The organism is Candidatus Paceibacterota bacterium (genome assembly GCA_041666545.1).
In the GTDB taxonomy this organism is placed as follows: Bacteria; Patescibacteriota; Minisyncoccia; order Phycocordibacterales; family JBAYGS01; genus JBAYGS01.
Window position 1 is genome coordinate 74563 of record JBAYGS010000001.1, and the last position, 24495, is coordinate 99057.

Annotated in this window: 28 protein-coding genes and 3 tRNA genes; 16 read left to right on the forward strand and 15 right to left on the reverse strand. The window is 48.6% G+C overall.

Translation table 11 applies throughout. The features are described 5' to 3' along the window. The first annotated feature begins 539 nt into the window (after positions 1-539). Both uvrA and WCT25_00400 read left to right on the forward strand, forming a co-directional pair. Positions 540-3116 (forward strand): excinuclease ABC subunit UvrA, encoded by a 2577-nt coding sequence (uvrA, locus tag WCT25_00395; protein ID MFA6535874.1) that lies wholly within the window; start codon positions 540-542, stop codon positions 3114-3116. A gap of 72 nt (positions 3117-3188) precedes the next feature. After that, the gene (locus tag WCT25_00400) at positions 3189-3509 is read left to right on the forward strand and encodes a type II secretion system protein (protein ID MFA6535875.1); all 321 of its coding nucleotides are present in this window, start codon (positions 3189-3191) and stop codon (positions 3507-3509) included. Between the two features lie 208 nt (positions 3510-3717). Here WCT25_00400 and WCT25_00405 read toward each other — a convergent pair whose 3' ends face one another. Next, positions 3718-3969 (reverse strand): hypothetical protein, encoded by a 252-nt coding sequence (locus tag WCT25_00405; protein MFA6535876.1) that lies wholly within the window; start codon positions 3967-3969, stop codon positions 3718-3720. Between the two features lie 46 nt (positions 3970-4015). On the opposite strand from WCT25_00405, the gene WCT25_00410 reads away from it, so the two are divergent. Continuing rightward, on the forward strand, positions 4016-5293 hold the full coding sequence (locus tag WCT25_00410; protein MFA6535877.1) for a UvrB/UvrC motif-containing protein: 1278 nt from the start codon (positions 4016-4018) through the stop codon (positions 5291-5293). A 270-nt stretch (positions 5294-5563) separates the two neighbouring features. Further along, complete coding sequence (locus tag WCT25_00415; protein MFA6535878.1) at positions 5564-6538, forward strand: D-alanine--D-alanine ligase; 975 nt, start codon at positions 5564-5566, stop codon at positions 6536-6538. Here the strand turns inward: WCT25_00415 and WCT25_00420 are convergent. The 4 genes from WCT25_00420 to WCT25_00435 form a co-directional block, all read right to left on the reverse strand. Next, positions 6528-7121, reverse strand: a complete 594-nt coding sequence (locus WCT25_00420) for a hypothetical protein (GenBank protein MFA6535879.1) — start codon at positions 7119-7121, stop codon at positions 6528-6530. The genes WCT25_00415 and WCT25_00420 overlap by 11 nt on opposite strands. Positions 7122-7129: 8 nt before the next feature. Further along, positions 7130-8263: a quinone-dependent dihydroorotate dehydrogenase gene (locus tag WCT25_00425; GenBank protein ID MFA6535880.1), complete on the reverse strand. Its 1134-nt coding sequence runs from the start codon at positions 8261-8263 to the stop codon at positions 7130-7132. Positions 8264-8344: 81 nt separating this feature from the next. Further along, complete coding sequence (locus WCT25_00430; protein ID MFA6535881.1) at positions 8345-8818, reverse strand: GNAT family N-acetyltransferase; 474 nt, start codon at positions 8816-8818, stop codon at positions 8345-8347. A gap of 70 nt (positions 8819-8888) precedes the next feature. Further along, a tRNA-Ala gene (locus tag WCT25_00435) sits at positions 8889-8959 on the reverse strand. A gap of 73 nt (positions 8960-9032) precedes the next feature. Between WCT25_00435 and WCT25_00440 the strand changes: the two genes are divergently transcribed. Continuing rightward, complete coding sequence (locus tag WCT25_00440; protein MFA6535882.1) at positions 9033-9296, forward strand: hypothetical protein; 264 nt, start codon at positions 9033-9035, stop codon at positions 9294-9296. 78 nt (positions 9297-9374) lie between these two features. On the opposite strand, the gene WCT25_00445 is transcribed toward WCT25_00440, so the two are convergent. Beyond that, positions 9375-9650 (reverse strand): hypothetical protein, encoded by a 276-nt coding sequence (locus WCT25_00445; protein ID MFA6535883.1) that lies wholly within the window; start codon positions 9648-9650, stop codon positions 9375-9377. Positions 9651-9954: 304 nt separating this feature from the next. Then, positions 9955-10027: transfer RNA gene (locus WCT25_00450), tRNA-Ala, on the reverse strand. A gap of 81 nt (positions 10028-10108) precedes the next feature. On the opposite strand from WCT25_00450, the gene WCT25_00455 reads away from it, so the two are divergent. Further along, a tRNA-Ala gene (locus tag WCT25_00455) sits at positions 10109-10181 on the forward strand. A gap of 72 nt (positions 10182-10253) precedes the next feature. On the opposite strand, the gene WCT25_00460 is transcribed toward WCT25_00455, so the two are convergent. Further along, positions 10254-10526, reverse strand: a complete 273-nt coding sequence (locus WCT25_00460; protein MFA6535884.1) for a hypothetical protein — start codon at positions 10524-10526, stop codon at positions 10254-10256. Positions 10527-10718: 192 nt separating this feature from the next. Here WCT25_00460 and WCT25_00465 point away from each other — a divergent pair, with 192 nt between their 5' ends. From WCT25_00465 to WCT25_00475, 3 genes are read left to right on the forward strand one after another with little or no spacing between them, the layout of a single operon-like run. Further along, positions 10719-11282, forward strand: a complete 564-nt coding sequence (locus WCT25_00465) for a hypothetical protein (protein MFA6535885.1) — start codon at positions 10719-10721, stop codon at positions 11280-11282. A gap of 4 nt (positions 11283-11286) precedes the next feature. After that, entirely contained in the window at positions 11287-11553 is a 267-nt protein-coding gene (locus tag WCT25_00470) for a hypothetical protein (protein ID MFA6535886.1), read from the forward strand. Positions 11554-11572: 19 nt separating this feature from the next. Continuing rightward, positions 11573-12523, forward strand: coding sequence for a hypothetical protein (locus WCT25_00475; protein MFA6535887.1), 951 nt, complete (start codon positions 11573-11575; stop codon positions 12521-12523). A gap of 481 nt (positions 12524-13004) precedes the next feature. Here WCT25_00475 and WCT25_00480 read toward each other — a convergent pair whose 3' ends face one another. The 6 genes from WCT25_00480 to pyrB form a co-directional block, all read right to left on the reverse strand. Then, positions 13005-13286 (reverse strand): hypothetical protein, encoded by a 282-nt coding sequence (locus tag WCT25_00480; GenBank protein MFA6535888.1) that lies wholly within the window; start codon positions 13284-13286, stop codon positions 13005-13007. Between the two features lie 53 nt (positions 13287-13339). Then, positions 13340-13678, reverse strand: coding sequence for a hypothetical protein (locus WCT25_00485; GenBank protein MFA6535889.1), 339 nt, complete (start codon positions 13676-13678; stop codon positions 13340-13342). A gap of 108 nt (positions 13679-13786) precedes the next feature. Next, on the reverse strand, positions 13787-14344 hold the full coding sequence (locus WCT25_00490; GenBank protein ID MFA6535890.1) for a hypothetical protein: 558 nt from the start codon (positions 14342-14344) through the stop codon (positions 13787-13789). Beyond that, complete coding sequence (locus WCT25_00495; GenBank protein MFA6535891.1) at positions 14341-14691, reverse strand: hypothetical protein; 351 nt, start codon at positions 14689-14691, stop codon at positions 14341-14343. The genes WCT25_00490 and WCT25_00495 overlap by 4 nt, the downstream gene beginning before the upstream one ends. 166 nt (positions 14692-14857) lie before the next feature. Beyond that, on the reverse strand, positions 14858-15736 hold the full coding sequence (locus tag WCT25_00500; GenBank protein ID MFA6535892.1) for a hypothetical protein: 879 nt from the start codon (positions 15734-15736) through the stop codon (positions 14858-14860). Positions 15737-15877: 141 nt separating this feature from the next. Further along, entirely contained in the window at positions 15878-16810 is a 933-nt protein-coding gene (gene pyrB / locus WCT25_00505; GenBank protein ID MFA6535893.1) for an aspartate carbamoyltransferase, read from the reverse strand. A 113-nt stretch (positions 16811-16923) separates the two neighbouring features. Here pyrB and WCT25_00510 point away from each other — a divergent pair, with 113 nt between their 5' ends. From WCT25_00510 to WCT25_00540, 7 genes are all read left to right on the forward strand, one after another. Beyond that, the gene (locus tag WCT25_00510; protein MFA6535894.1) at positions 16924-17805 is read left to right on the forward strand and encodes a hypothetical protein; all 882 of its coding nucleotides are present in this window, start codon (positions 16924-16926) and stop codon (positions 17803-17805) included. A 196-nt stretch (positions 17806-18001) separates the two neighbouring features. Continuing rightward, positions 18002-19222, forward strand: a complete 1221-nt coding sequence (locus WCT25_00515; GenBank protein MFA6535895.1) for a protein phosphatase 2C domain-containing protein — start codon at positions 18002-18004, stop codon at positions 19220-19222. 50 nt (positions 19223-19272) lie between these two features. Then, positions 19273-20319 carry a hypothetical protein gene (locus WCT25_00520; GenBank protein ID MFA6535896.1) on the forward strand — a complete coding sequence of 349 codons (1047 nt, stop codon included), beginning with the start codon at positions 19273-19275 and terminating at the stop codon, positions 20317-20319. Positions 20320-20345: 26 nt separating this feature from the next. Then, positions 20346-21119, forward strand: a complete 774-nt coding sequence (locus WCT25_00525; protein MFA6535897.1) for a hypothetical protein — start codon at positions 20346-20348, stop codon at positions 21117-21119. Positions 21120-21356: 237 nt separating this feature from the next. Next, entirely contained in the window at positions 21357-21905 is a 549-nt protein-coding gene (locus WCT25_00530) for a ribosome-recycling factor (protein ID MFA6535898.1), read from the forward strand. A gap of 146 nt (positions 21906-22051) precedes the next feature. Next, positions 22052-23143: an RIP metalloprotease RseP gene (gene rseP / locus WCT25_00535; GenBank protein MFA6535899.1), complete on the forward strand. Its 1092-nt coding sequence runs from the start codon at positions 22052-22054 to the stop codon at positions 23141-23143. A 24-nt stretch (positions 23144-23167) separates the two neighbouring features. Then, on the forward strand, positions 23168-23662 hold the full coding sequence (locus WCT25_00540; protein ID MFA6535900.1) for a hypothetical protein: 495 nt from the start codon (positions 23168-23170) through the stop codon (positions 23660-23662). A gap of 59 nt (positions 23663-23721) precedes the next feature. On the opposite strand, the gene WCT25_00545 is transcribed toward WCT25_00540, so the two are convergent. Next, positions 23722-24480 carry a hypothetical protein gene (locus WCT25_00545; protein ID MFA6535901.1) on the reverse strand — a complete coding sequence of 253 codons (759 nt, stop codon included), beginning with the start codon at positions 24478-24480 and terminating at the stop codon, positions 23722-23724. Positions 24481-24495: the final 15 nt, after the last annotated feature.

Here is a 24495-nt window from a genome sequence, read left to right on the forward strand (position 1 = left end):
CTCTGATTTCGAGTTGACTTGCTGTAATTTTTGAGTAGTATGTAAAAGGATCAATGATGAAGCCTTCGTTTCGGAGGGAAGCATTTCGGTGCTTCAGGAATTCGTGGGTGCGGGCCTTCCGTTGTCCGTGGTCATCTCTCTCAGCAAAGCCGATAAGCGTCGGAGCCGTCTAATAGACTAAGAACGTTTCAGGAGCGGCACAGGGCGCTTCCTGCCGAATGGTGGCCGGACAAAGACTTAACCGTCCTAGAGGCTATCAGGCTGAATTCCCTGTCTACGGGGTCTGGCTGAGCATCAGAAATCCAACGAACCTGCGCCGGTGCCGCAGGTTTTTAATTTGCTTTTTCTGTGTTGTCTAGTATGATTCACACCATCACCCTAGGGCTTGTCCCTGGGGCCGGACTGCTATCTGCAGAACAAAATGTAAATTGGAAATCTCAAAATGGAAAATTACAAATTAAGATAATGTCATGTCGAGTAATATTATAAATTTTACATTTTCATTTTACACTTTTACTTTTCAATTTTAAATTAAAATTATGCCAAACAAATCAGAAGATCAGAAAATCATTGTTAGGGGGGCAAGGACCCACAATCTAAAAGATGTGACGGTTTCCATGCCTCGCAATAAAATGATCGCGTTCACCGGCCTTTCCGGTTCGGGGAAGTCATCATTGGCTTTTGATACGATTTTTGCCGAGGGGCAGAGAAAATATGTTGAGTCGCTTTCCTCGTACGCGAGGCAGTTTTTGCGCCAGATGCAAAAGCCGGATGTCGATGAAATTATCGGCCTTTCGCCGGCGATTTCGATTGACCAGAAGTCTCGCTCCAACAATCCGCGCTCAACTGTCGCCACGACCACGGAAATTTATGATTATTTGCGAGTGCTTTTTGCCAGGGTCGGTAAGCCACACTGTCTGCTTTGTGATCGGCCAATTAGCCGGCTTTCAAACGAGGAGATTTTGGATACGACTCTGCGTCACGCTCTGGATTTGAATAAAAGTGTGAAGGGTAAAGAGGTGATGGGGGTGGCGGTCAATTCGGAGTCAATCCAGATTTTCTCGCCGGTGGTGGTTGGGCGAAAGGGTGAGTACTACCAACTGCTCTATGATCTATTGGGTAAGGGTTATGAGAAGGTGCGCGTTGACGGCGTGGTTAAAAAACTCCGCGAGCAAATTATTTTAGCGAAGAACAAAAAGCACGATATTGATATCTTGGTTGACGAGATTTATTTGAGTGAATTTGCAAGCAAGCCGGATTCGGCCAAGGAACGGTTGAGTGAGGCGATTGAGAAGGCTATCGAGGAATCGGGGGGCTTACTTCGTTTGATTACTCCGGCCGGTGAAAAACTGATGTCGGTAAAATTTATGTGCCCGTATGACGGTTATTCCTATCCGGAAATCGAGCCGCGCCTTTTTTCTTTCAACTCACCTTACGGCGCGTGTCCGGAATGTAAGGGCCTGGGCACCAAACATCTTTTTGGTGATGAGCCTTGTGAGGCTTGCTTGGGCAAGCGACTGCGTGAGGAGGCTTTGCACGTGCGTCTGGGCGGGAAAAATATTGTAGAAGTGGTCTCGCAATCGATTTCCGAGGCCGACGAGTTTTTCAAGAAGATTAAATTGACCAAGACCGAGATGGAAATTTCCAAAGTGGTCATTAAGGAAATTGAGGCTCGACTTAAGTTTATGATTGATGTGGGCATTGAATACTTAACGCTCGACCGGCGGTCTCATACTCTCTCCGGCGGGGAAGCGCAACGCATTCGCCTGGCTTCACAGCTTGGTTCCGGCCTAGTGGGCGCGCTTTATGTGTTGGACGAGCCGACCATCGGCCTCCACTCACGCGACAATGACCGCTTGATTAAAACCCTGCTCCATCTGCGAGACATCGGGAATACGATTATTGTGGTCGAGCACGACGAGGATACCATTTTCTCTTCTGATTATATTGTCGATATTGGCCCAGGTGCCGGCGTGCACGGGGGCGAAATTGTTGTTTCTGGTTTTCTGGACGAATTAATCACGGCCAAAACCAACCCATCGGGGTCGCTTACTCTGGATTATCTGCGTGGGACCAAACAAATCGAATCGCCGGAGAAGAGGCGCACTCAAGATAAGGGTAAATTGTCTATTCGCGATGGCAACATTTTTAATATCAAAAAGATGAATGTCGATATCCCGCTTGGTCGATTTGTGGCGATTACCGGAGTTTCCGGTTCAGGGAAGTCGTCTCTCATGTATGAGATTGTTCACAAAAATTTGCAGGCCAAATTGGAGCGACGCTATCGGACGGCGGAAATTTTCAATTGCGCTTCGTTTACTGGCACTGAATATGTGGGCCGGACCATTTTAATCGACCAGTCGCCAATTGGTCGAACACCTAGGTCCAATCCTGCTACCTACACCGGAGCCTTTACTTTTATCCGAGACATGTTTGCCTCGACCGCGGAGGCCAGGGCGCGGGGCTGGGCGCCGAATCGCTTCTCATTTAATGTGAAAGGTGGGCGCTGCGAGAATTGCCAGGGCAACGGTGAAATCGCGGTGGAGATGCACTTTTTGCCGACTGTTTATGTGCCCTGCGATGTCTGTCAAGGCAAGCGCTTTACCAAGGAGACTTTGGATATCAAGTACAAAAAGAAAAGTATTTACGATGTTTTGCAGATGACGGTTGAGGAGGCCGTGAATTTTTTTGACGATATTCCGGCGATTTCTGACCGCTTAAGAACCTTAAACGAGGTTGGTCTGGGTTATCTCGAGCTCGGCCAGTCTGCAACAACTCTTTCCGGTGGCGAGGCACAAAGAGTAAAAATTTCTTCTGAGCTTTATCGACCGCACCTTCAGAAAACTATTTATCTTTTGGATGAGCCGACCATCGGCTTGCATTATGAAGATGTGAAGAAGTTAATTGAGATTTTGGATCAGCTGGTGAAACATGGTAATACTGTAGTGGTCATTGAACACAACATCGATTTTATTAAATCAGCTGATTATGTTATCGATATCGGTCCGGAGGGTGGCCAAGCCGGTGGCAAAGTGGTGGCCAAGGGCACGCCAGAGGAGGTCGCTAGAAATGAAAAGTCCCACACCGGAAAATATTTGAAAAAGCACTTGAAGTAGTCAGGTGCTTGACAAAAGCTAGCAAACCTGTATAAATAGGAAGGAGCGGTTAACCTCAAAGAAAGGAAAAGTGTGCAATTGAAAGCCCGACGAAATAAGGCCTTTACTCTTATTGAGTTGCTGAATGTGGTCGCGTTGGTGGCAATCATCCTGGCAATGGCCATGATTTTTGCGGTGGTCTGCATGGGAAACTTTTATGTCACTGAGAGTGGGGTTTTGAAGGAAATTCAAATCCTTGATCCGGAAGTCACCGAAGTGATGACTTACCACGCAAGTGTTCAGAAGCCGTCAATTTTCCGAGTCAAAAAGCGGGATGGGGCAATCGCGCAGTTTGCCGTCGAGTCGAACATTTTATTCAATTACCGCATAAAGCCCGTTGACGATAAAAAGTAGTCGACGGGAGGTTTCAAAGGTCGCTTTCGGGCGGCCTTTTTCTTTTGGGAAAATTAAGAGCCCCGCGCTTGCTGCAAGCGCGGGGCGGTCTCTTCAAAGCATTCGATAATTTTTCCGGCGAATGCCAAGTATTCGTCTTTTGGTTCTTGGCAAAACAAACCGATGGTACGACTCGCGAAGCGGATCCGGTGAGGGCTCGGCCTTGATTTCAGCCGTCGCGCCAGTCACTTTCTCCGCGGAGGTTTCTGATAGGTTGAGCTCCGGCTGTTTTAGTTGGGGCAAGGCTTCCATAAGCGTGGCGATGGGTGATGATGGCAATGACGGCGATGAGCGCGACTGCGGTTCGCAGGCCGATCCAGATGCCAATGACGAGCAAGGTAAGTGCAAAAATTGCAACGGCCAGGCCCGAGAAAGTAATTGCGGTAATCCAACCTACAGGGGCTCCAGTTTGGGGATTCATAGAATATGTAATTGTGCAGGTTCTCGCCGTATGATAGCATTGCAATGTGAAAAGTCAATATCTCAAAAAGAAGCAGTTGCCGGACTCGCCAGGGGTCTATTTTTTTCTCGGTCGCAACAAAAAAATTCTCTACATCGGCAAGGCCGGCTCGCTTAAGGATCGAGTCCGAAGCTATTTCGCTTCCGATCTTTTGGAATCCCGCAGTCCGCTTATTTTGAAAATGGTGAATGAGGCAGTTTCTTTAGATTTCAAGAAGACTGGTTCGGTTCTTGAGGCCTTAATCCTCGAAGCCGATTTGATCAAGAAGTTTAAACCGCCCTACAACACCAAAGAAAAGGATGATCGGAGTTTTAATTGCTTGGTGATTACCAAGGAAGATTTTCCGCGGGTTTTAATTGTTCGCCAAAGAGACATCGTCAATGGATTGATTAAGGATTCAGGATTCAAGATTCAAGAATGGTGGGGGCCATTTACAAATGGAGGAGAATTAAAAACAGCCCTTAAAATTGTACGGCGAGTTTTTCCTTTTCGTGACACCTGCGAGCCGATCTATTCTAATGTTCTCAAGAACATTAGAATAGATTATGGGGCTGGGGCTGGGCGGGGGTGTTTCAATTATCAAATTGGTCTCTGTCCGGGGATTTGTGTTGGAGCGATTAGCCAAGCTGAGTACGGCAGAACCATCCGCCACCTCAAGTTGTTTTTCTCCGGCAAAAAAAGCTCCCTGATTAAACAACTAGATAAGGAGATGAAGCAATCGGCCAAGAAAAGGGAATTCGAAAAGGCCGGGGAAATAAAAAAACAGCTTTTCGCTCTTAAGCATATTCAGGATGTCGCTTTGATTAAGGAAAATCAGGCAAGTGCTCAAGATGTGACCGATTTGCGTCTGGAGGCCTACGATGTGGCCCATTTGGGTGGCAGTTCGGCTTTAGGAGTAATGACGGTTTGGCAGAATGGCGGGCTCGATAATTCAGAGTACCGAATTTTTAATTTAAAAAATACCAAGCCAGGCGACGATGTGGGCGGACTCCGAGAAGTTTTGACTAGGCGATTTGGGCACCGAGAGTGGGGTTTACCTCAAGCGATTATTGTTGACGGCGGGGCCGGCCAAAAGCATACGGCTGAGACAGTTGTGGTGAAAAGCGGACTAAGTATTCCGATTGTTGCCGTGACGAAAGATGAGAGGCATAAGCCGAAAAGTGTTTCCGGTCGCTCGGAAATTATTGATAAATTCAAAAAGGAGATTGTCCTCCTAAATGCCGAGGCACACCGCTTTGCCATCAAAAATCTTAGGCGACGGCTCAAGTCAAATTTCCTTGACTGACCGGCGATTTTGTAATAGCTTTTAGGGGCGTTAACGTAATCGATGTGCGTTAATGCCGGTACAAACACCGGAGGTCGCTTCGGTGCGGCGGTTGTCGATCTGCAACTGTTTTGCAGACTCGGCAGCCGCCTTTTTCATTGTCCCGTTAGAGATCTTTTGTTCCAAATTATATTGTAATCCAAATTTTCGTTGATCAGAGAATTAGCACGCCCACTAACTACATCGGTTATTCTTATGACCTATCTTTAACGGGATGATATAATTTAGCTAATGCAACAGCACAAGATTAGAGTCGGGGTTTTACGAGGAGGACCGTCGCGCGAATATGATGTTTCGCTCAGAACCGGCGAAGCCGTTCTTAAAAATCTGCCCGAACACTATTTTCCAGTAGATGTCTTTATTTCCAAGGACGGTACTTGGCATCTGCACGGTTTGCCTAAATTGCCACTCCAGGTTCTCAAACATGTTGATGTGGTTTTCAACGCGATGCACGGCGAGTACGGCGAGGATGGCAAAGTCCAGCAGATTTTGGATTATCACCAGACTCCCTACACCGGTTCACAATCTTTCGCTTCGGCTTTGGCGATGAATAAGGCGACGGCGAAGGAGGCATATCGTCGGCAAGGGATTAAAACTCCGGTTGCGATGGTAGTCACGGCCGAAAAATATCGCACCGAGGATATCCACTCAATTTTTCGCAGTTTCCATTTGCCGGCGATTATCAAACCGATTGGCAGCGGTTCGTCTTTCGGTGTGGCGAAGGCCGAAAATTTTCACGAACTCGAAGCGGTGCTTCCGAGGGTGCTTTCGGAATTTGGTTCGGCTTTGATCGAAGAATTTATCAGTGGTCGTGAGGCGACCTGCGGGGTGGTGGAGAATTTTCGCGGTCAAAAATTATATTCACTTTTGCCGATTGAAATAATTAAGCCGACTGGAAATGACATTTTTGATTATGAGACCAAGTATGGCGGCGAGGCCAAGGAAATTTGTCCGGGAAACTTCAGTCCATCCGAAAAAACTGAAATCCAAAGGCTGGCAAAAGAGGCGCATGAGGCTTTAGGCCTGAGGCATTATTCGCGCTCTGATTTTATCGTTAACCCAAAACGCGGTATCTATACCTTGGAGACGAACACTTTGCCGGGGCTTACCAGTGAATCACTTTTCCCCAAAGCCCTTGAGGCGGTTGGCGCGGATTTGCCAAGTTTCTTGGATCACTTGGTGAAGCAGGCTTTGCTTACGAATTAGTGCCTGACTTTCGACTAAGAGCGATAGCGAGCATCGAGAAAAGGCTGACTAAAACTGGGAACCAAACTTGGCCAAGCCAAGGGACAGGGATTAAGAATAAAACATCGGGAGAGAGGAGTGAAGTTGGCCAGCCGACAGTGGCCTTGAGGCCGACATAATAAAAAATATCCCAAGCTGCAAAAGTCCAAAGGAAAATCGCAAAGCGCTCGGCGCGTTTTTTTGTTGCAAGCAGTGAAATTGAAATTAGCATAATCATGGTCGCGGCTTCGCGGAAAAATTCCACGGTCACCAGACTTTTCGGCAGTTCGGTCAAAATTTGAGCTTGCTGATAGAAGCCGGCTGATAAATTGGCGACCTCGGAGAGGGTGCCACCATAGCCGGGGAGTAGACCGACGGCAGCGCGGAGATAGACGACAACCGAAGCCTCGACGAAGCCGAAGGCGATGCCAAAAATACCGGCAATGATTAAAACCTGCCAAGTCAGTTCCAGTCGATTTTTTCGCCAAGACCAGTAGGCGATGAATGGCACTAGAAAAAGCAGATTGACCCACCACGGCGAGGCCAAAAGTGTAAAAGTGTCCATATTGTAAATTATAACCTAAAATTTGCCCCAACAGCTTCAGAGATGTTTTCAAAACCGTCGTTCCTCAGAAGTTTAACAAGCTCTTGGTTAATTTGGCCGATTAGTTGTGGCCCCTCGAAAATCATGCCGGTGATTAGCTGTAAGAGAGAGGCACCCTGCCGAATTTTAAAATACGCGTCCTCGGCTGTGAAAATACCGCCACAGCCCACGAGAATATATTTGCCAACAGTTCTCTTGTAGATATAACCGACGAGCCGATCGGACAGGTCGGAAACAGCACGACCACTTAGGCCACCCGCCACCCGTGGGATTTCCTGAAGTGCCGGTTCATTTCGATTTTTGGTTAGGTTGCCACAAATGAATCCGTCAATCCTGTGGCGACTGCAAATTGCCAAAATCGCGTCGACTTGAGAAGTTGAGAGGTCAGGTGAAAGCTTCAAAAAAATTGGCTTTTTGGATTTAAATGTTTCCAGCCGGTCGAGCAAAAGATCGAGTTTGGTCGGATCGGTGAACGGCTCGCCACCGTAAGAATTTGGGCAACTGATATTTATTGTCAGATAATTGCCAATCTCAATAAATTTGCCAAGGGCCTTGGCATAGTCGACAATGCCGACCTTGGTCTCGACGGTTTCGCGAGAATTGGTTTTAGCGATGCTGATGCCGATTGAAGTTTTAAACTCTTGTCCGGTTAGTCGCGCTGAGATTGCTTCGGCGCCGTCGTTGGGTAGTCCATAATTGACCACTAGGGACTGCGATTTTTTCAGGCGCCAAATTCTCGGCTTATCATTACCTGGGCAAGTCTCGCCGGTGATTGAGCCAAATTCGATAAAACCAAAGCCGACGGCCGGCAGAATCTTTCCCAGACGCGCGTTTTTGTCGAAACCGGCGGCCAGGCCGATTGGGTTTGGAAACTCAATCCCTAAAATTTTTTGTCCCAGCGCTGTGGGATTTTTGTAATTGAAGAGCAGGGAAGTGGCTAGTCGGGAGACCGGATTGCTTCCGAGCAGTCGGCCGACCAGAATGAAAAAATCATGAACATTTTCCGGGTCAAAAGCAAAAAAAATTGGCTTCAGAATTCTTCGATACGCGAAACCTAGAACAAGGTTTCGAATGGTTATTGTTGTTTCATAAACAAAATGCATGAGCTCATCTTATATCCTTGGCGAAGAAATGTAAAAAGGCAACTGAGATTAGTTGCCTTACTCCCGCGAGTATGAGCCCGTCTATGCTGACAGACGCTTCTCGTAGAAAATTGTCTCAAATGGAAAACCCTCCTTCGTGCGCTTAGTCTCTGTATAACCATTTTTCAAGTACATTTTTTGCGATGCTACCTGTAACACAGTCGTGTCGAGGCAAAGAAGTTTGTATCCTCTTTTTGCGGCGTCGGTCTCAAGGGCGGTCAGTATGGCCTGTCCAAACCCTTGTCTCTGAAATTGTGGCAGGACGCGCATGCGCTTAATCTCGCCCATTTCCTCTGAGATTCTACGCAACGCACCCATGGCAACAATTTGGCCTTGGAGTGATCCAATTAGAAATGTGCCGTTGTTCTTAAGGTAGATGTTCTCAATGTCCCATAAGTCACGGTCCCAGTGGCCATTCCCGACATGGGCGCCAGTCGCCTCCAAGGCGATATTGTGAAGATTTATGATTTGCTCTAGGTCTGCTACTGTGTAGACTCGGATTACGAGTTTATTCATTTGTACTCCTATTTAAATAAGTGACACCAGACAAATCGGAACCTTGAACCAATGATGAATCACCCATTTGTGGACTCACCGGGAATCGGACCCGGGCCTCGTCAATGCGAATGACGCGTAATACCACTTTACTATGAGCCCTACAAGTATCCTCTTGTAGGATGAAATCGTAGCATAGGTTTAGGAAAAATTTAAATTGCGATATACTTTAGCCATGAACTCGCAAGAAAAATATGTGCCACCGGAAAAGGGGAAGGGTCTTTTTGATTTGATGAGAAAGGTTGTCGATGGAAAAGTTGAGGCGGAGGAGGTTATTGATGAGGCAGGAACTGTTGCCTCGAAAATTATCACTAAATCTGAGAGCGCCAAAACGCAACCTAAAAATTTTCAAACCGCCGCCGGCGCGATGGACGAGTGGCAGAAAGCGCAAGAAGAAGCGGAAGAGAGAAGTTTTGAGCAGAGAAAGAGGGCGGCTTAGTTGAGTTGGAATATAAAAACACTCCGGCCAATCGGGCACCGGAGTGCGCTTGTGGTCGGAGTGCGAAATGTTGCAAGGCTACTTTGGCTTATGGGGCAAGGTAGCATGGCAGGTGTTGAGGAACGTGGCAATATTCATAGCCGCTTCGGTCAGTGTCGCCTCATCGCTAGCGTGCTTTGAGTATGCTTCATTAATCCGCTTGTCGCAAAGATTCTGTTGCAGTTCGTTTAAGGACGCGTCATCATTAACGCCGGCAAAAATCAAACTGACGAAACTGTGCCGCCTGCCAAAATCCGCATGCCGGTCGATCTCTGAAACCTCGTGCAGGTATGTCTTAGCTGTCTTGCGTGCCATAGGGAGCCTTTCTTTTAGAAGTTTTTAGGAACATCTGGTTCTACAAACATACTAGCATATATCAATAGAAAAGTCAATATATGCTGGCGAGGTATAGTTCCGGTCTAAGCGAAAATCAAAAATCCTGCCTCAGAGCAGGTTTTCTCTGTTTGGTGTACGACGAGTCACTAAGTATTTTGTTGCAAAGGTCAACAAAATACATAAGTGTTCGCGACCCCAGCTCACCATCGCATCTGCTGATGCGATATGGTTCCGCCTTCCACAAAAGCACAAAATCCCGCGAAGGCGGGATTTTGTGCTTTTGTGGACCGTACAGGAGTCGAACCTGCCACCCCCTCATTGCAAATGAGGTGCTCTACCAGATGAGCTAACGGCCCGTATTATGATTACCAAGAAAGACTAACATATCTTTGCTGGTCTTCAAAATCTATTTAAATGTGATAGTATATTGGCCAGTTGGGCCATTAGCTCATTTGGTAGAGCGCATCCATGGCATGGATGAGGCGGCCGGTTCGATCCCGGCATGGTCCACAAAGAGAAACCTGTGATTTTAAAAGCCGCCTGTCAAAGGCGGCTGTGAAGGTAGCTGGTCGAAATTCAAGCCTACTCGTTCTCGTCGTCATTGAGTAAGTCCGGCAGGTCTTCATCTTTGACCTTTAGGTAGGGAAAGAAGAAATGCTGACAAATCTTGCCTACTAGAAGAAGAAACAAGACTCCGGTGATAGCCATGCCGATTGCAACCACAATGGCCCACGCCTTGCTTCCGGCCACAAATTCACGAAGTTGGGGACCGAATAAATGAAGACTGAGTTCGCCGGGTAAAATCAGTAGGCAGAGCGCAATAATAAAAATTACCAGCGTTGCAGTAGCTCTCATGCAAAGATCGTCCTTTCAAAATTAATATTACATATCGAGATCCATTTGTCAAATGCCGAGTTGGTACATTCAACTTCCAAGTGCACCACTCATTGCTTGCGTAAAGTCGGAAAAATATGGGCGGTTTAGGGGTTGTAGGTAGCTAAATAGCGTTCGTTGTAATTTTGGAGTTCAAGGCGTATATTTAAAGGCATGTTTAGAGAAACTGATTTAGGTGGGTCAAAAACCACGGCTCCGGAAAATTCGGAAAATCCGGGGGATGTCAGTGCGGAGACCAGCTCCATCACTTTGGGTGAAATGATGCGAGATCCCAGCTCGGCCAAGGCTTTGCAGGAGGCGATGGTGCAATATTTGCAGATTCATCCGGATGCCAAGGAGGTGGTTATTACTATGGCTGAGAGAATTCGCAAAACTCGGGAACTGGAGACTGATTATTTGCGAAAGCCGGCCCAGAAGCCGCAGAAAAGTGAAAATCTGCCGGAAGGAGAGAAGCTCAGTCCGGAGGATCTGGAAGTGGCGATCGGTGAGGTTATGAATTTTGATAATCTGTATAGTTTGATCAGGAGGCAAGGTGGTATCACGAGTACTGACGGTAAGCATTTTATACCTGATGAGAAGTTGATTGGGCAGGCGGAGTTGTATCGGAAACTTAAAGCTATAACTCCCCAGGCACTTAAAAAACTGACTCGGGCCTGTGGCTTCCGCGACCGAGTGGTTTACCTCCACGACATTGAAATCGGTTTCGCTTTGAAATAATTTTATGGATGTTGAGACGGAAATCAGAAATATTAAAGATAGGAACGGACGAGTAGAGCAGGATAAAGCTTGGGAGATAAGCTTTGCCCGGCGATTTTTTATTGCACTTTCGACCTACATAGTCGCCGGGATTTGGCTACTGACGATCAAAGATTCACTACCCTGGCTGAAGGCTCTTGTGCCGGCTGGTGGCTATATCCTGTCCACGCTTTCCCTGCCGTTTGTGAGGAAGACTTGGGCACGTTCGAAGGCGAGTGGTAGGGCACAATGATATTTAAATGGAGATTTAAATGAAGAATGCGACAATATGGAAAATAGTTTTGACGCTCGGCACACTACTCGTGGTCGGGTTCTTGGTTTTCTGGTATCAGGAAAATCGCGGAAATGAGAGCTACGCAGTGCGGGCCGACTCAATGGTCGGATTATCCTTCAGGTATCGAGTGAGCCCCAATGGCTATATTTTGAGAGAACACTCGGCGGATAATCTGGCTGATCCGAGTTTCATTAAAATATTTTCGCTTATGCCAGCGAGCGACTATGAGAGCTTTGCAGGGAATCGCGAAGCGAGCGAAGGCCCAGCTTCGATCGAAATTTCAGTTTTTAAAAATCTTAAGAATGAAACTGCCGGAGAATGGGCGGAAAATAACCCTTCGCTTTCCAATCTTGGACTTTTGTCCGGTGTCGTCAATCGGGATTATGTGTTGGCCGGCGAAAAAGCTGTTCGCTATTTGATTGACGGTCTCTATCGGACCGACACGGTCGCGGTGGCGTACAATAAAAATATCTATCTTTTTTCCGGCGCTTTTTTGGATGAAAATTCCTTGACTCGAAAAGACTTCGAGCCCTTGCTTGATTCGATTAAATTTCTGGCAACGGAAGAAACTGGGGGCGCCGCAGGCTCGGGCGGTTCGGGAATTTTGCCATTTAAATCCGGCGTGAAGGGTCAGGTGCTTTTGGGGCCAACTTGTCCAGTGATGAGGATTCCACCGGATCCAAATTGTGCCGACCGGCCGTATCAGACGACCGTGCAAGTGATTACCATCGGTAGTCCGAAAAGTTCGCCCTTTGCGACAGCGGAAACTGACAAGGACGGCAGGTATGAAATTAAATTGCCTCCAGGTGAATATGGTTTGCAGCCGGTTGGTGGAAGAATGTTGCCAAGATGCGAAACTAGAAATGTGACAGTCGGACCGGATGAGATGGCCGAGGTGAATTTGGCTTGTGATACCGGGATTAGGTAGTCTGATAAAGAAAGGCCCCGTTTCGACCTGGTCGAAACGGGGCCAGTGGGGCCAGACAGGCGAGACTCGAGTTTCCTGACAATTTAAAACCGCCCACATTGGACTGGGCGGTGTTTGCTTTGAGGTGAGGGTAAGGGAGTGTAGCCGCCCGATGTATCAATGTGTGCGGTTTCTAATCTTGTATATCGCCCAGCCGATACCGGTCACAAGCAGTGTTGCAACTAATGCCAGGCCCAGGCTAACGAAGATTCCCCGGATTATACTATCGCCGACAAACCGGAGTATCTCGGCGCGAAATAAGTAGAAAATTATGGCCCAGGGAATAGCCACGGTGAGACAAATAACCACACCAAATAGTAGCGTCGCGAGTTTACTCATAGAAAGACCTTTCCTTTCATGGTCAGCATATGCCTCTCGAGAGTGTGAGTCAATTTGATTTTGAAAAGAAAAAAGCCCCGCCTGTCGGACAGGCGGGGCGAATTCAAAACAGTTTCGGATCCAAAGGTACCAGCTCAAGGTCGTTGCTACCGACGCTAAGCATGATGGCACCGGCTTCGGCCTCTAACGAGCTCCCGAACAGTTGCGGTCCAGAACCGGTTTGACCACAACAGGTTACCTGGTCGAAGGCGACGGCACCTCTCGGCACGCCGTTATCGAAAAGTACAATTAAATATTCACCCTCAGTGAAAACCTGACGGCATACCGGACATCGGCTTCTCACAACCTTATGACCGGCAGTTTGGCAAACCCTTAAGGTTTTCATGATGCCCTCCTGGTTTGAAGTTAGCGCACTTGTGAGGCAAGGCCTCACAAGCATCAGTCGAAGGCCGGGAGGAACTCCTTGCCCAGTTTCGCGGCGAGCGCGTCGTCAATCCTGGTCCAGCGATCCCACAACTTGAGAGTCATGAGGTCGGTGTTGACGAGGGTCGTGATCAGGCCACGCTCCTTGTAAAGCGACCGCACGAGCATCCCCTTGGGATTCGGGCGACCACGCCTACGATAGAGACGACTAATCTGACGACGCGCGGCCACGAGGATGGCCCGGCGATACTGAGTGGGAAGGCTCCAGACGAGGAAACGTTTTGGCGCCAAGCGACCAGCTCTGCGGGAGTGTTTGGTCCGGCGCGGTGGATCGATTCGCAGAAGTTTTTTCATATTTAGGGGACCCTTTCTATTTTCTAGACTACCACTGATTTTTAAAAACGCAAGCCAGTGTGATCTTGAATTAAAAAACCACTGGCGCAGGCCGGTGGTTTGTGTAAATCATCTGCTTTTGACTTCCTCCCAGCGAATGGCGAATCGTTCCTGAATTATCGGAATGACTCGTGGGTCGAGCATGGCCTCAAGCGGGCGATGTTCGATGAGAGCGTCCCGAATTTCACTGCCGCTTACATTGACTGTCAGGCCACCGAAGCGATTGACGATTTCAACCTTCCGACCGAAAAGTCGGTAAAACTCAACATCTTCGCGAGAGCCACCGATGTACAAGACTTTGGTAGGATCAATCCCGGTCAGCCACAAGATGTCATCAAGCGCCCGAAACCAAAGGGCGTCACTACCATCGAAGTCGGGAAGTGGAGCGATTCGAACTTCAGGAAAAACCGCGCGCACGATGTCACACCGGTCAGCATAATTGAACAAGTGACGAATTGAAATCGGCTTGTTGCAACTCCCGATTAGCAGAAGGTGATTTGGGCCAAAGGTCTGAAGCAGACTGCTGACCATGGCTTGATGACCGAGGTGCATCGGATTTAGTCGCCCGACATAAACTCCGAAGTCGTCATCCTTGGGAGTGTAGCTTAGGAGGGTTTGGTTATTCATTTCGCGTGCTTTCGGGTAGGCTTTTTATCCAGTTCCTCGTTGTCCCAGACAATCTTACCTCTTCGGATCTTTAGTCCAGGAATATCGTCGCCGCCAAAGGCTTCAACCGGGGAGAAGGCGCCGGGCCGGCCATGAGCCTCAACTAAGTCGAGTATTTCGAATTGCCGGTCGACTGTGCCATCCTTTTTGACAGCGAAAAAACCCTGCATATCGCCTCTAATGCTAACGAAAAAAACATAGCGAGGTGAATTTTCTGTAAAGATAACAAAAGCACCACTAGGGACTTTGTGGGCCTCGTCAATGGCCACTCCACGCAGCCCATTTGGGAGAATCATTCGCTTTGACATAACCGACTCCTTCCTTGGTTTTGTTTGTTTTTAGGAACTGCTAGTATTGGTATATCTAAATTAAAAGGTCGTGTCAAGGGGGAAAAGCGGGGGGAGAAAGGAAGAGAAAAGGCCCGCTTGCTTGGCAAGCGGGCCTTTGATATTTGCAACCAGCCTAGATTATTGTTTACTCCAATTCCCAGGTCATGGTTATTTTGCCGTCGACTTTTTGGGTTAACTTCGCCAGACCTACTCCGCGAACGAAGTACATTTCCTCCTCAAACCCTTTGTCGAGGACAGAGGTGCCTTTGTCGATGTCTCGGCTAAAGTCGGTCTTCTTACTTGCTTCGACCTTCCGGATGAATTTCAGGGCATTTTTGCCGTTAAGTTTTTCCGGCCCATCGAACAGTACGGCGTCATTTTGGTCCGAAAGACCAATCTGCACGCCAGGTTTTTCGCCAAAGAAATAAACGCGCATCCCGAAGCCCGGCTTGTTGTAGCTGGTACCCCAAGGGCTACCGGTATGTGGTGCCGAGGAGGAACTCGGGTCGTGAGTCGTCACCAAATCAACCGAATAACGCGGATTTCGACTTACGGCCAGAAAAACACCCATCGTCGATTCGAAGATTCCGAGCTCATCCTCATCGATTCCGATTTCGTAGCCTTCTGGGTAAGACAAAGGGCCCTGTTTCGGCGCCTGCTTTTTTATGCTGATGACAAGGCGATAGGAGGACTTCGTACCCTTTTTGTCCGGCAGATAGCGGCCGCGAGTTTCCACACGAACGCCGCCCTTGTCACCGGATGCCCAAGAAACCACTCGATGATTGAGAGCATCGCGACCTTCGGGTATGGTAATCCGATATGACCATCGGTGGCCGATATCGGTCGGGAAGTAATCCCATGGTTGGCCGAGAGGATGTTCGCCGGCCATTTCGGCCGAGACTGCGACCGCTCTTGCGGTTGCGCCTCCGGGTCTGGGGTTGCTGGTTTGTTGCGGATTATCGCAACCGAGAAACAAGACTGTACACGCCGTCAGGAGCAGGGTAATCTGAACACGACTTTTCATGGGGTCCTCTCTTGCTGTTGATGGTTGACGAAGAAACTATCCGCTCGAATTCTAGGATAAGAAAATCTGAGTGTCAACGGTTTGTAAAATTTAAAGGCCCCTTTGCTCGTGCGAGCAAAGGGGCCAAGTGTCGTTTTGGCACTAAGCCAGAATATTCTGAAGCAGGGCCATCCGGACAAACATGCCGTTTTGGGCTTGGTGAAAATAGCGGGCTTGCGGATGTTCATCCACTTCCCTGGCAATTTCGCCAACGATGGGTAGGGGGTGAAGCAAGATCGCCTTTGAACGGAGCAGGGCCATTGTTTCGAGAGTAATCCGATGAGGCAGATTGGCCGTGGCGTCACCAACGCGTTCTTTTTGGAAGCGGGTCCAGTAAACCACATCGGCCTCCGGGAATGACTCCTCAAGATCGGTATCCAAACGGAATTCAATCTGTTTTTCCTTAAGGTGGGCCTGGATGTCTTCGCCGATGGTGAGCTCCGGAGTGGAGACAAAAATCAACTTGATATTAAACTTCGACAACAGATAGGCGAGAGATCGAGCAGTTCGCCCGTGCGCCAAATCTCCACCAATCACAACCGTGAGACCGTCGATGTGATCAAATTGCTCATGAATGGTACAGAGGTCGAGGAGCGCCTGGGTGGGGTGCTGGCCAGTGCCATCACCGGCGTTCACGATTGGAATGTTGAAGCCACAACTGTCACTCACGGCGGCCGCGCGATCGGCCGCGCCGGTGTCACTGTGACGAATGACAATCACGGAAGGGTAGAATCCGCATAGTACGCGGATGGTGTGCTCAAGAGTTTCACCCTTCACTTCCGAAGAAAATTCCCGACCGCTTTCGGTGCCGAGAGTTCTCATGCCCAAGTTGAGCGCGGCCATTTGGAAAGAAATGCGAGTTCGAGTCGAAGGTTCGGAAAAATGGTAGAGCAGAGTTTTGCTTGGAAAAGAGGCCCGCAGGAGGTCGACCCCCTGCTGAGTTTGGAAATGATGACGAATTGTCTGGGTCTGAAGGAACAACTTTTCAAGGGCACTGCGATCAAACTGCTGGGCGCGGAGAATGTGATGCTTCATTTCAATCCTCTTGTTAAGGTTCGGGGTCCACTTCCATAGTAGCGAGAATCAGCGCCCTGTCAAACGCCGCCGCGGCGTTTGACAGGGCGCGAAAAACGCGTAAAGTTATCTAAATGAAGAACCTAATTAAAGTTTTATTTTTACTGGTCGTAACAGCACTCCTGGCCACGGGCTCCGATTTGGCCAGAGCCGAAAATTTACCCGTCACTATTTCGATTGATGCGGCTGGCAGCATTAAGCTTGGCGGGGTCAAAGTTGTTCAGGTGGCCGGTACAACTTTTTATGCTCGCACCACCTGGGGCAATTCATTCATCCGCTACATCATAAAGACCGATTCTGACACGGTTTTCACTCGCCATTTTGGCGGACCGGCCGTAGTCGGCGAAGTCGTGGCCGATCATTTTCTAAACCTGGAGGGTTACCTCGACGCCTCGTCTGACACGATTTCAATTAAAGCCAAGACAATTCAGAATTTGTCACTGAATGACGAGAAATCAGCTTTTTCCGGTAAGGTCAAAAGTTTGAATCTGGCCAACTCGCAATTTACCCTAACTGACAAAACCAAGGGTGACATCACGGTCGCGCTTGGTTCCGACACTTCAATAATTCGAAATGGTCGAGTCATCGACCGCAGTATTTTGAAAGTTGGGGATACAATTACCAAAGCTGACGGTACCTACGATATTCCGAAAAAAATTCTGACCGCTAAAAATTTGGAAGTCTACCTAAACAGGAGTATGTTTTGGCCAAAAAATTTTCAAGGCGTTTTGAGGCGTCTGGATTCAACCACTTTACCGACCCAGGCAACAATCGCCATCGCCGGCACCGATTATACGGTAAAATTGCCGACTGATATTTTGATTCTGGACAACAAGAAAAACAAAACGAAGTTGGGGCGATATTTGGAAGGGGACACGGTCCGCGTTTACGGCGCCATCCAAGAAGACGATTTTTCACTAATTATTGCAGAGGTAATTCGAAATATTGATCTCTAGAGCTTTCCGGTGCTAAAAGATTTTTGGTCCAGCTCGACCCTAATTATTGGCTTAAAATCGGGGCGGTTTCACTGATGGCCCGAAAACCGGCTATTCTATTGACATTTTTGGACAATTAGTATATACAAAGTACAGAATGCTGAGCATCAATTTGCTTGGTTAGGAGACCTTTAACAACAAAAAGAAAGGCTAGTATATGCACGTTTCAATTGCAACTGCACCAGGTTCGGCCCATATCAACCCGGGCCAACCCGGTAAGATCAATAACCAGGATGTGGTTTTGCGAATCGACCGACCGGATGGTCTGGTCGCCGTCCTCTGTGACGGTTGCGGTTCGCAGCCAAATTCTGCGACCGGCGCCGATATCGGTGCCAAACTGGTCGCGAAGGCGCTTACAAGTCAGCTCGACCGAGGGGTCGTGCCGGACAAGCTCGACTGGGAGCAAGTAGAATCGGAAGTCTGTGAGCAAATCGCGGCAATTGCGAAGACGATGACCCGAGGAGATCAGAGGGCCGATTTCGAGAAAACAATCGAATCGACCTTTCTCTTCACGATTATCGCTCTCGTGATTGCTGGTGATGCGGTTGCAGTGGCTCATTTGGGCGACGGGGTTTTGATTGTTGAAGATGACGCGACCATTTTGGATCCGCCTATCAAGAACAGTCCGCCCTATCTGGCCTACAATCTGCTCACTAAGACCGCCTATCACGATCCGAATCTGGTGAAGCATCTAAGCTTCACCGTCTTTGTCGCCTTCGACCTCAAGAAACTTGAAAAGGGTTTGGTTGTGGCGACTGATGGTTTCAAGCCACTTGTCGGCGAGGATTTCCATCATCCGTCTTTAGTTCAGAAGACCAACCTGCAACGCTGGCTCAACATCCACACAGCCGAGCGAATCGAATCGGGCACGTTTGTTCCCGGGCAGTGTCGCGATGATGTCAGTCTGGTGATTGCCCGCTCTGATGAGGCTCAGAATAAGCTTCTGGCTGCGCGTCATGAGATGGTGGTTCTCAAAGGCCAGATCACGAAACTGACTGGCAAGGTTGATGATCTGACCGCCAAGCTCGCTACGACCACTGCCGAGGCGAAGGCGTTCGAAGAAGAATGCACAAGCCTCGAAGCTGAAGTCAAAAGGCTAAAAAGGGAGCTCGGCAAGCTTGAAGCTCTGTCGGAAATGGCACCGAAACTTTTGGCTAAGGCCAAGGAGTTTGATGGTGTCACCGGACGAGGACAACTTCGGCGTCTCGCCACAGAACTGGTTGAACTGACCAGGGTCAAGAAGGTGACAGTGAGGCCTCCGGGCTTCCTGGGCACAATCGGTAGCCTACTTTCCGGCAAACCGGCTTCGTCAACCAAAATCGTTGTTGAAGACGATGGTGGTGATCCCGGCGGTACGTTTATTACGACCTGTGGCTAGATCGGAACCAAAATCAAAAAAGGGCTCGCTAAAAGGGCCGGAAAGGAAAAATGTTCCGCATCAAAGTGCGTGATTGGAAACAACGGAATTTCAAGCAGATTGGTGAGGGTGGCGAAGCCGTCATCTACAAAATGAGAGAAGACTTGGTTGCCAAAATCTTCCGTCAGCCGGACGATTTGGAATTCAAGGAAGACGCTGCCTCAAGAGAGGCCGCGAAAGTCAGGCTGGATGAAATGCAAACTAAGCTCCTGGAATTCCCAACGGATCTGCCGGAGGCTCTGATTGCCCCGACTGCTGTCCTTGTTGATGGTCGCGACGAAGTCTTTGGTTATGTGATGCCGTTTGTCAAAGGCACCTCACTGGATGCCGAGACCCGAACCGACAGTAAACTTAGCCTGAGAGAGCGGTACAAAGTAATCACCGAACTTCACGACCTAATCTCTGGCCTTCATGCCAAAGATGTCGTGGTCGGAGATCTAGGCGAGAATAACCTCTTGCTCCGCGAGCAGGATTTGGCGCTTCGGATGATCGATGCTGATAGTCTCCAATTTGGACCCTATCAATGCCGGACATTTGTGCCCCGTTTCGTCGACCCGAAGATTTTGGGTATCGGCGGAAACGTGGGGCTAGAAATTCCGACGAAACTTGCAAAAGCCAAAAAGACTCGTTCGACCGGTCGGAAATCTTCGACCCAAACTACCCGAAAGCGGAAAACCAAAAAAGCTGAGAAGCTTATCCCTGAGGTGTCGGCAGTCAACAAGGCTGTCTATTCTTTGGTGGCGCCGCACTACAAGCTGGGTGACTGGTACTCCTATTTGGTGACAGTCATGAGGCTTCTTACTTTCACTGATCCGTATGCCGGCGTTGTTGCCGGAATGGATCTTAGTGAGAGATTGGCCAACCGCGTCACCGTCTTTGATCCACGGGTAATTTATCCGGAAAACGCCAGGTCCCTGAAAGAGGTTCCGAGGCCGATTCTTGAGATATTTTTCCAGGTGTTTCATCGTGGTGAGCGGTTTGTACCAGAGAAGGCAGTGTTCGAGTCCCTGTTGGGTAAGTCATCAGTGTCTGAAAACAAAAAACAAGCCAAGCTTTAGAGCCTGGCCAACGAGAAAGGAAAAAAATGGCAAATGCTCCAATTCTACGAGGTCAAGGTGGCCGGAATCCAAAACCAGTCGATGAGATTGATCTGGATTCGTTTCTGGGTGGTGCGACCCCTGGCAATCAAGATAGCGATTCGGATGTGAGCGAGGGCGAAAATGAACCGACCCCGCCGCGACGCCAAACTTTGGCGCCGCCAACCTCCGACCGCTTGGTTGTCGTCGGGATTCTTCTCGACGACTCTGGGTCGATGAAGGACGGCAACATCTACAAGTCAGCAATTGATGGTATTCACGTCGGAGTGGAGGCCTTCAGGGGTGCGAGAGGTAGCGACTTCTATCTCATTGTTGAAGGATTCAATCAGCTCTACTTCGAAGGTCTGATTGGTGAAGTCACCAAGGACTCATTCAATGCGTATGTACCTAATCACGGTTGTACGCCCCTCGTTGGAACTGCCATCAGCCTGGTGAAGAAAATGCAACAAGTGGCTGAAGGCTATGCCGCCATGGGAATCTCGGCTAGCACGGCAATGCTTCTCATTACTGACGGCCTGCCCGATGACCAACCGGCAGACTTCAGGGCGTATGTCGAAAAGGTGGGATATGTCGTTGGGATGGGTTGTGCTCTCCGCATCAACTCCGATCGCCTCGACGAAGGGGCGGTCAGGGCGTACCATGCCTGCTTTACCGGAATGGGTATCAAGACGATTGTGACACCTGGCGCCGAGCCTCCGGAGATCCGTCATGAAATCAACCAGTTCAGCCGAAGCGTGGCGGCGATTGCCGGCAACGCCTGAAATCGGTTCTCAGTTCTTTTGTTGGATAAGCCAGGCCCGATCCTTTGGATCGGGCCTTTTATATTTCTTAATATATCTTCAATCTCCGATTTTTTAGCCACAATCCCCACCTGCACTAATTCCTGCGATAGCGGGAATTAGTGCAGTCGTAAGTACCCGTCTAATGCCGAGTTTCGATTTCTCGAGCAATCGGTTATACTGTAGGCATAGTAAATAAACTAACTAAAAATTAAAAATATGTTTGATTTCACCAAAATTAAAAAGCAAATCGCCGAAGTTGAAGCTTGGCTTACTAAAGAATTCTCCGGCATCAGAACCAATCGCGCGACCCCGGCCTTTCTTGATGGCATCAAAGTCGATTCCTACGGCTCATTGATGTCCATAAATCAGATTGCTGCGATTTCGGTCGAAGATGCCCGAAGCTTGCGCATTGCCCCTTGGGATCATTCACAAGGGAAGACAATTGAGAAAGCAATTACTGCTGCCAATCTGGGAGTTTCGGTCTCGGCCGACGATAAGGGTGTGCGCGTGACTTTTCCGGAACTTTCGGCAGAGAGGCGAGAACAAATTATTAAATTAGCCAAGGCTAAACTGGAGGATGCCCGCAAATCCTTGCGCGCTAACCGCGACGAAGTTGTTCGCGAACTGCAAGGTAAGGAAAAGGAAGGGGGTCTCGGCAAAGATGACATTTTCCGTCTCAAAGGTGATGTACAAAAGTTGGTTGATGCCGGAAATAAAAAACTGGAAGAGATGCTCGGTAAAAAAGAGCAAGAAATTAGCTCGTAGCGAGCAATAACCAATAACCAAGAGACGATAACCAAGTCCGAACGCGTAGTCATCAATTGGAATTTTGATTCATTGAATATTGTTTGGAGCTTGTTTCTTGATTATTGGTTATTTTGCAAAAACTTTGATTTAGTTTTTCACCTCTTATGTCCATAATCATTTTTCTAATAATTCTCGCCGTGCTAATTTTTGTCCATGAATTAGGGCATTTTTTGATTGCCAAAAAATCCGGTATTAGAGTGGACGAATTTGCTATCGGCTTTCCGCCGAAAATTTTCGCCTGGCAAAGAGGTGAAACTAAGTACACCATCAATCTGATACCCTTCGGCGGTTTCGTAAAAATTTTCGGCGAAAACCCTGACGATGAATCAATTTCCGGCCCCGACTCCGCCCGAAGTTTTGTAAATAAGAACCGTGGCATTCAGGCGGGGGTTCTGATTGCCGGCATCCTCTTCAACTTACTTTTTGCCTGGATTTTAATTTCCGGCAGTTTAAGCTTAGGTCTTAACACTTCCGTTTCCGGTTATGAAAAATACTCGCCGGACGCCAAGGTTTTGGTTGTCTCAGTTCTGCCGAATTCGCCAGCCTTCAGAGCCGGTCTTCAGGCGGGGGATAAAATCGAAAATCTTTCAATTGGCGCTAATCAATTATCCAAACTTACGGTTGCCGACACTCAAAATTTCATTTTCAATTCCAACGGGACACCCATCAAAATCGCGGCAACTCGAGGGATGGAGAAGCTTGACCTAACAGTTTTACCGGAGGCGGGGATTGTGCCAGACAAAATGGCTATCGGGGTTTCTCTCGATCTGGTTGGCACCCTGCGACTGCCAATTCACCGGGCAATTTATGAAGGTGCCAAAATTACTGCGAGCCTGACAAAGGAAACAGCTATCGGCCTGGCTAAATTTGTCTATCAGATTTTTGCCGGCTCAGCTGATTTTTCTCAGGTAGCCGGGCCAGTAGGAATCGTCGGTTTAGTTGGTGGCGCCGCCAAGTCCGGCCTATCATACCTCTTAACCTTTACAGCTTTTATCTCTATTAACCTAGCCGTAATCAATCTGGTTCCTTTTCCAGCGCTCGATGGTGGTCGCTTACTTTTCGTCGCTATCGAAGCGATTCGCCGAAAAAATATTAATCCCAAAATTGCCAATATTGTAAACGGCATCGGTTTTGCCATTTTAATTCTCCTAATGATTTTGGTGACCTATCACGATATTGCCAAACTTGTCAGCTAGAAAGTATAAGTGTAAAGTATAGGTATGAATCCGAATCCAGAAGAGATAAAATTCGATAAGAGTGCACAAGCCGAAAAGTTGTTGGCCGATTTGCGACTTTACAATGGCGTGCAAATGAAATTGATGAAGCGAATGCTAAAAGATCACCCAGGTGGCGCCAGCGCCAATTTTGAAATTTGGGTTGATTGTTGCTCTCCCGAATATCGCGAGGGTTTCTTCCAAATACTAAGGGACGATCCAGATTTCCTTAAACGCTACCAGGAATCCGAGGGCGACGCCCTCTCGGCTGTTGAAGACAGGATCGGTATGCTACAAGAATTGGAGAAGCAATTAGCAATCAAATTTGCCGGGGAGACTTCAGATAAGGCAATCTCGGATTGGCGCAAGAAAAATGCCAAGAGGCTGATGCAAATTCTGCACGAGAACCAGGAACTAGCCCTGCCTTTCGTCAATCATACTCATGATGATATTGAGGATGAGCAAGTCGCTCTGCAAAAAATCGAGGAATTGCTGAAGTAATTAAAAAACCACCCGATTTCGCGGGTGGTTTTCGATTTCTCTTGCGTTCTCTTCACTCTTCACTTCGTGTCCGGGAATCGAAACCGGACACTGGTGAGCCGAATCGGCGCGCCGTCGAGGCGGGGCCGAAGATAGTTCATGACCAGCTCCTCGAACCGTTTCTGTTGCTCCTGCCGGAGCGGGTTCGTGAACTCGGCCATTTCTTTGCTGTGCTGATCTTGGAAATCATACAACAGCATCGCCAAGTACTTTTTCACGATTTCGTCCTCGGACTTCGTTTCGAAGCCGTACTTTTCGCTGGCCGTCGCCGTGAAGCTCAAGAGACTTGCCATCTCTGCCAGCGTGCCACCATATGTGAACCTTGTTTCGTACAGGATACTCCGAACTTTTGGGTTCGAGGTTATCGGCACAACATTCATTTCCGTCATGGCAGGGTGTGTGTTGTAACTGACCAATCGAAGTCCGTTATTGAGTATCGTCTCATACGAATCACGACTGATAGCCTCTTCGTGCTTGAACACGCGATAGACCACAGCCCCACTACGGCTCACCAGTAAGGTGTGCGGGTTGATAAGGACGATCTGTCGCGCCACACCCGTGATATTTCCGTCATGAAATGTTCCGACCACCACTCCTCCGAGGATAAGCGCGACAAGGGCCGCAACGGCTCCAAACTCCAATTGATCACCGAAATCGAACCTCTTCGGAAAGCGTCGGCAAATCAGGCCGACGCCAAAGCCGACGGCAGGGACCAACCCTAACCAGAGGAAGAGACAGAAGTGGGTAGTGCTACAGAGGATGGAAGTGAAGTCTGTCATAAGGCCACCTTTCAA

Excerpts from the sequence above, each read along its gene's own strand:
- WCT25_00405 (MFA6535876.1), bottom strand. The coding sequence starts at position 3,969 with ATGAATCCCCAAACTGGAGCCCCTGTAGGTTGGATTACCGCAATTACT.
- WCT25_00525 (MFA6535897.1), top strand. The coding sequence starts at position 20,346 with ATGGCAAATGCTCCAATTCTACGAGGTCAAGGTGGCCGGAATCCAAAA.
- WCT25_00520 (MFA6535896.1), top strand. The coding sequence starts at position 19,273 with ATGTTCCGCATCAAAGTGCGTGATTGGAAACAACGGAATTTCAAGCAG.
- WCT25_00470 (MFA6535886.1), top strand. The coding sequence starts at position 11,287 with ATGGATGTTGAGACGGAAATCAGAAATATTAAAGATAGGAACGGACGA.
- WCT25_00445 (MFA6535883.1), bottom strand. The coding sequence starts at position 9,650 with ATGGCACGCAAGACAGCTAAGACATACCTGCACGAGGTTTCAGAGATC.
- WCT25_00415 (MFA6535878.1), top strand. The coding sequence starts at position 5,564 with ATGCAACAGCACAAGATTAGAGTCGGGGTTTTACGAGGAGGACCGTCG.
- WCT25_00440 (MFA6535882.1), top strand. The coding sequence starts at position 9,033 with ATGAACTCGCAAGAAAAATATGTGCCACCGGAAAAGGGGAAGGGTCTT.
- WCT25_00420 (MFA6535879.1), bottom strand. The coding sequence starts at position 7,121 with ATGGACACTTTTACACTTTTGGCCTCGCCGTGGTGGGTCAATCTGCTT.
- WCT25_00460 (MFA6535884.1), bottom strand. The coding sequence starts at position 10,526 with ATGAGAGCTACTGCAACGCTGGTAATTTTTATTATTGCGCTCTGCCTA.
- WCT25_00480 (MFA6535888.1), bottom strand. The coding sequence starts at position 13,286 with ATGAAAACCTTAAGGGTTTGCCAAACTGCCGGTCATAAGGTTGTGAGA.
- pyrB (MFA6535893.1), bottom strand. The coding sequence starts at position 16,810 with ATGAAGCATCACATTCTCCGCGCCCAGCAGTTTGATCGCAGTGCCCTT.
- WCT25_00545 (MFA6535901.1), bottom strand. The coding sequence starts at position 24,480 with ATGACAGACTTCACTTCCATCCTCTGTAGCACTACCCACTTCTGTCTC.
- WCT25_00475 (MFA6535887.1), top strand. The coding sequence starts at position 11,573 with ATGAAGAATGCGACAATATGGAAAATAGTTTTGACGCTCGGCACACTA.
- WCT25_00540 (MFA6535900.1), top strand. The coding sequence starts at position 23,168 with ATGAATCCGAATCCAGAAGAGATAAAATTCGATAAGAGTGCACAAGCC.
- WCT25_00490 (MFA6535890.1), bottom strand. The coding sequence starts at position 14,344 with ATGAATAACCAAACCCTCCTAAGCTACACTCCCAAGGATGACGACTTC.
- uvrA (MFA6535874.1), top strand. The coding sequence starts at position 540 with ATGCCAAACAAATCAGAAGATCAGAAAATCATTGTTAGGGGGGCAAGG.
- WCT25_00500 (MFA6535892.1), bottom strand. The coding sequence starts at position 15,736 with ATGAAAAGTCGTGTTCAGATTACCCTGCTCCTGACGGCGTGTACAGTC.
- WCT25_00530 (MFA6535898.1), top strand. The coding sequence starts at position 21,357 with ATGTTTGATTTCACCAAAATTAAAAAGCAAATCGCCGAAGTTGAAGCT.
- WCT25_00515 (MFA6535895.1), top strand. The coding sequence starts at position 18,002 with ATGCACGTTTCAATTGCAACTGCACCAGGTTCGGCCCATATCAACCCG.
- WCT25_00510 (MFA6535894.1), top strand. The coding sequence starts at position 16,924 with ATGAAGAACCTAATTAAAGTTTTATTTTTACTGGTCGTAACAGCACTC.
- WCT25_00430 (MFA6535881.1), bottom strand. The coding sequence starts at position 8,818 with ATGAATAAACTCGTAATCCGAGTCTACACAGTAGCAGACCTAGAGCAA.
- WCT25_00485 (MFA6535889.1), bottom strand. The coding sequence starts at position 13,678 with ATGAAAAAACTTCTGCGAATCGATCCACCGCGCCGGACCAAACACTCC.
- rseP (MFA6535899.1), top strand. The coding sequence starts at position 22,052 with ATGTCCATAATCATTTTTCTAATAATTCTCGCCGTGCTAATTTTTGTC.
- WCT25_00495 (MFA6535891.1), bottom strand. The coding sequence starts at position 14,691 with ATGTCAAAGCGAATGATTCTCCCAAATGGGCTGCGTGGAGTGGCCATT.
- WCT25_00425 (MFA6535880.1), bottom strand. The coding sequence starts at position 8,263 with ATGCATTTTGTTTATGAAACAACAATAACCATTCGAAACCTTGTTCTA.
- WCT25_00465 (MFA6535885.1), top strand. The coding sequence starts at position 10,719 with ATGTTTAGAGAAACTGATTTAGGTGGGTCAAAAACCACGGCTCCGGAA.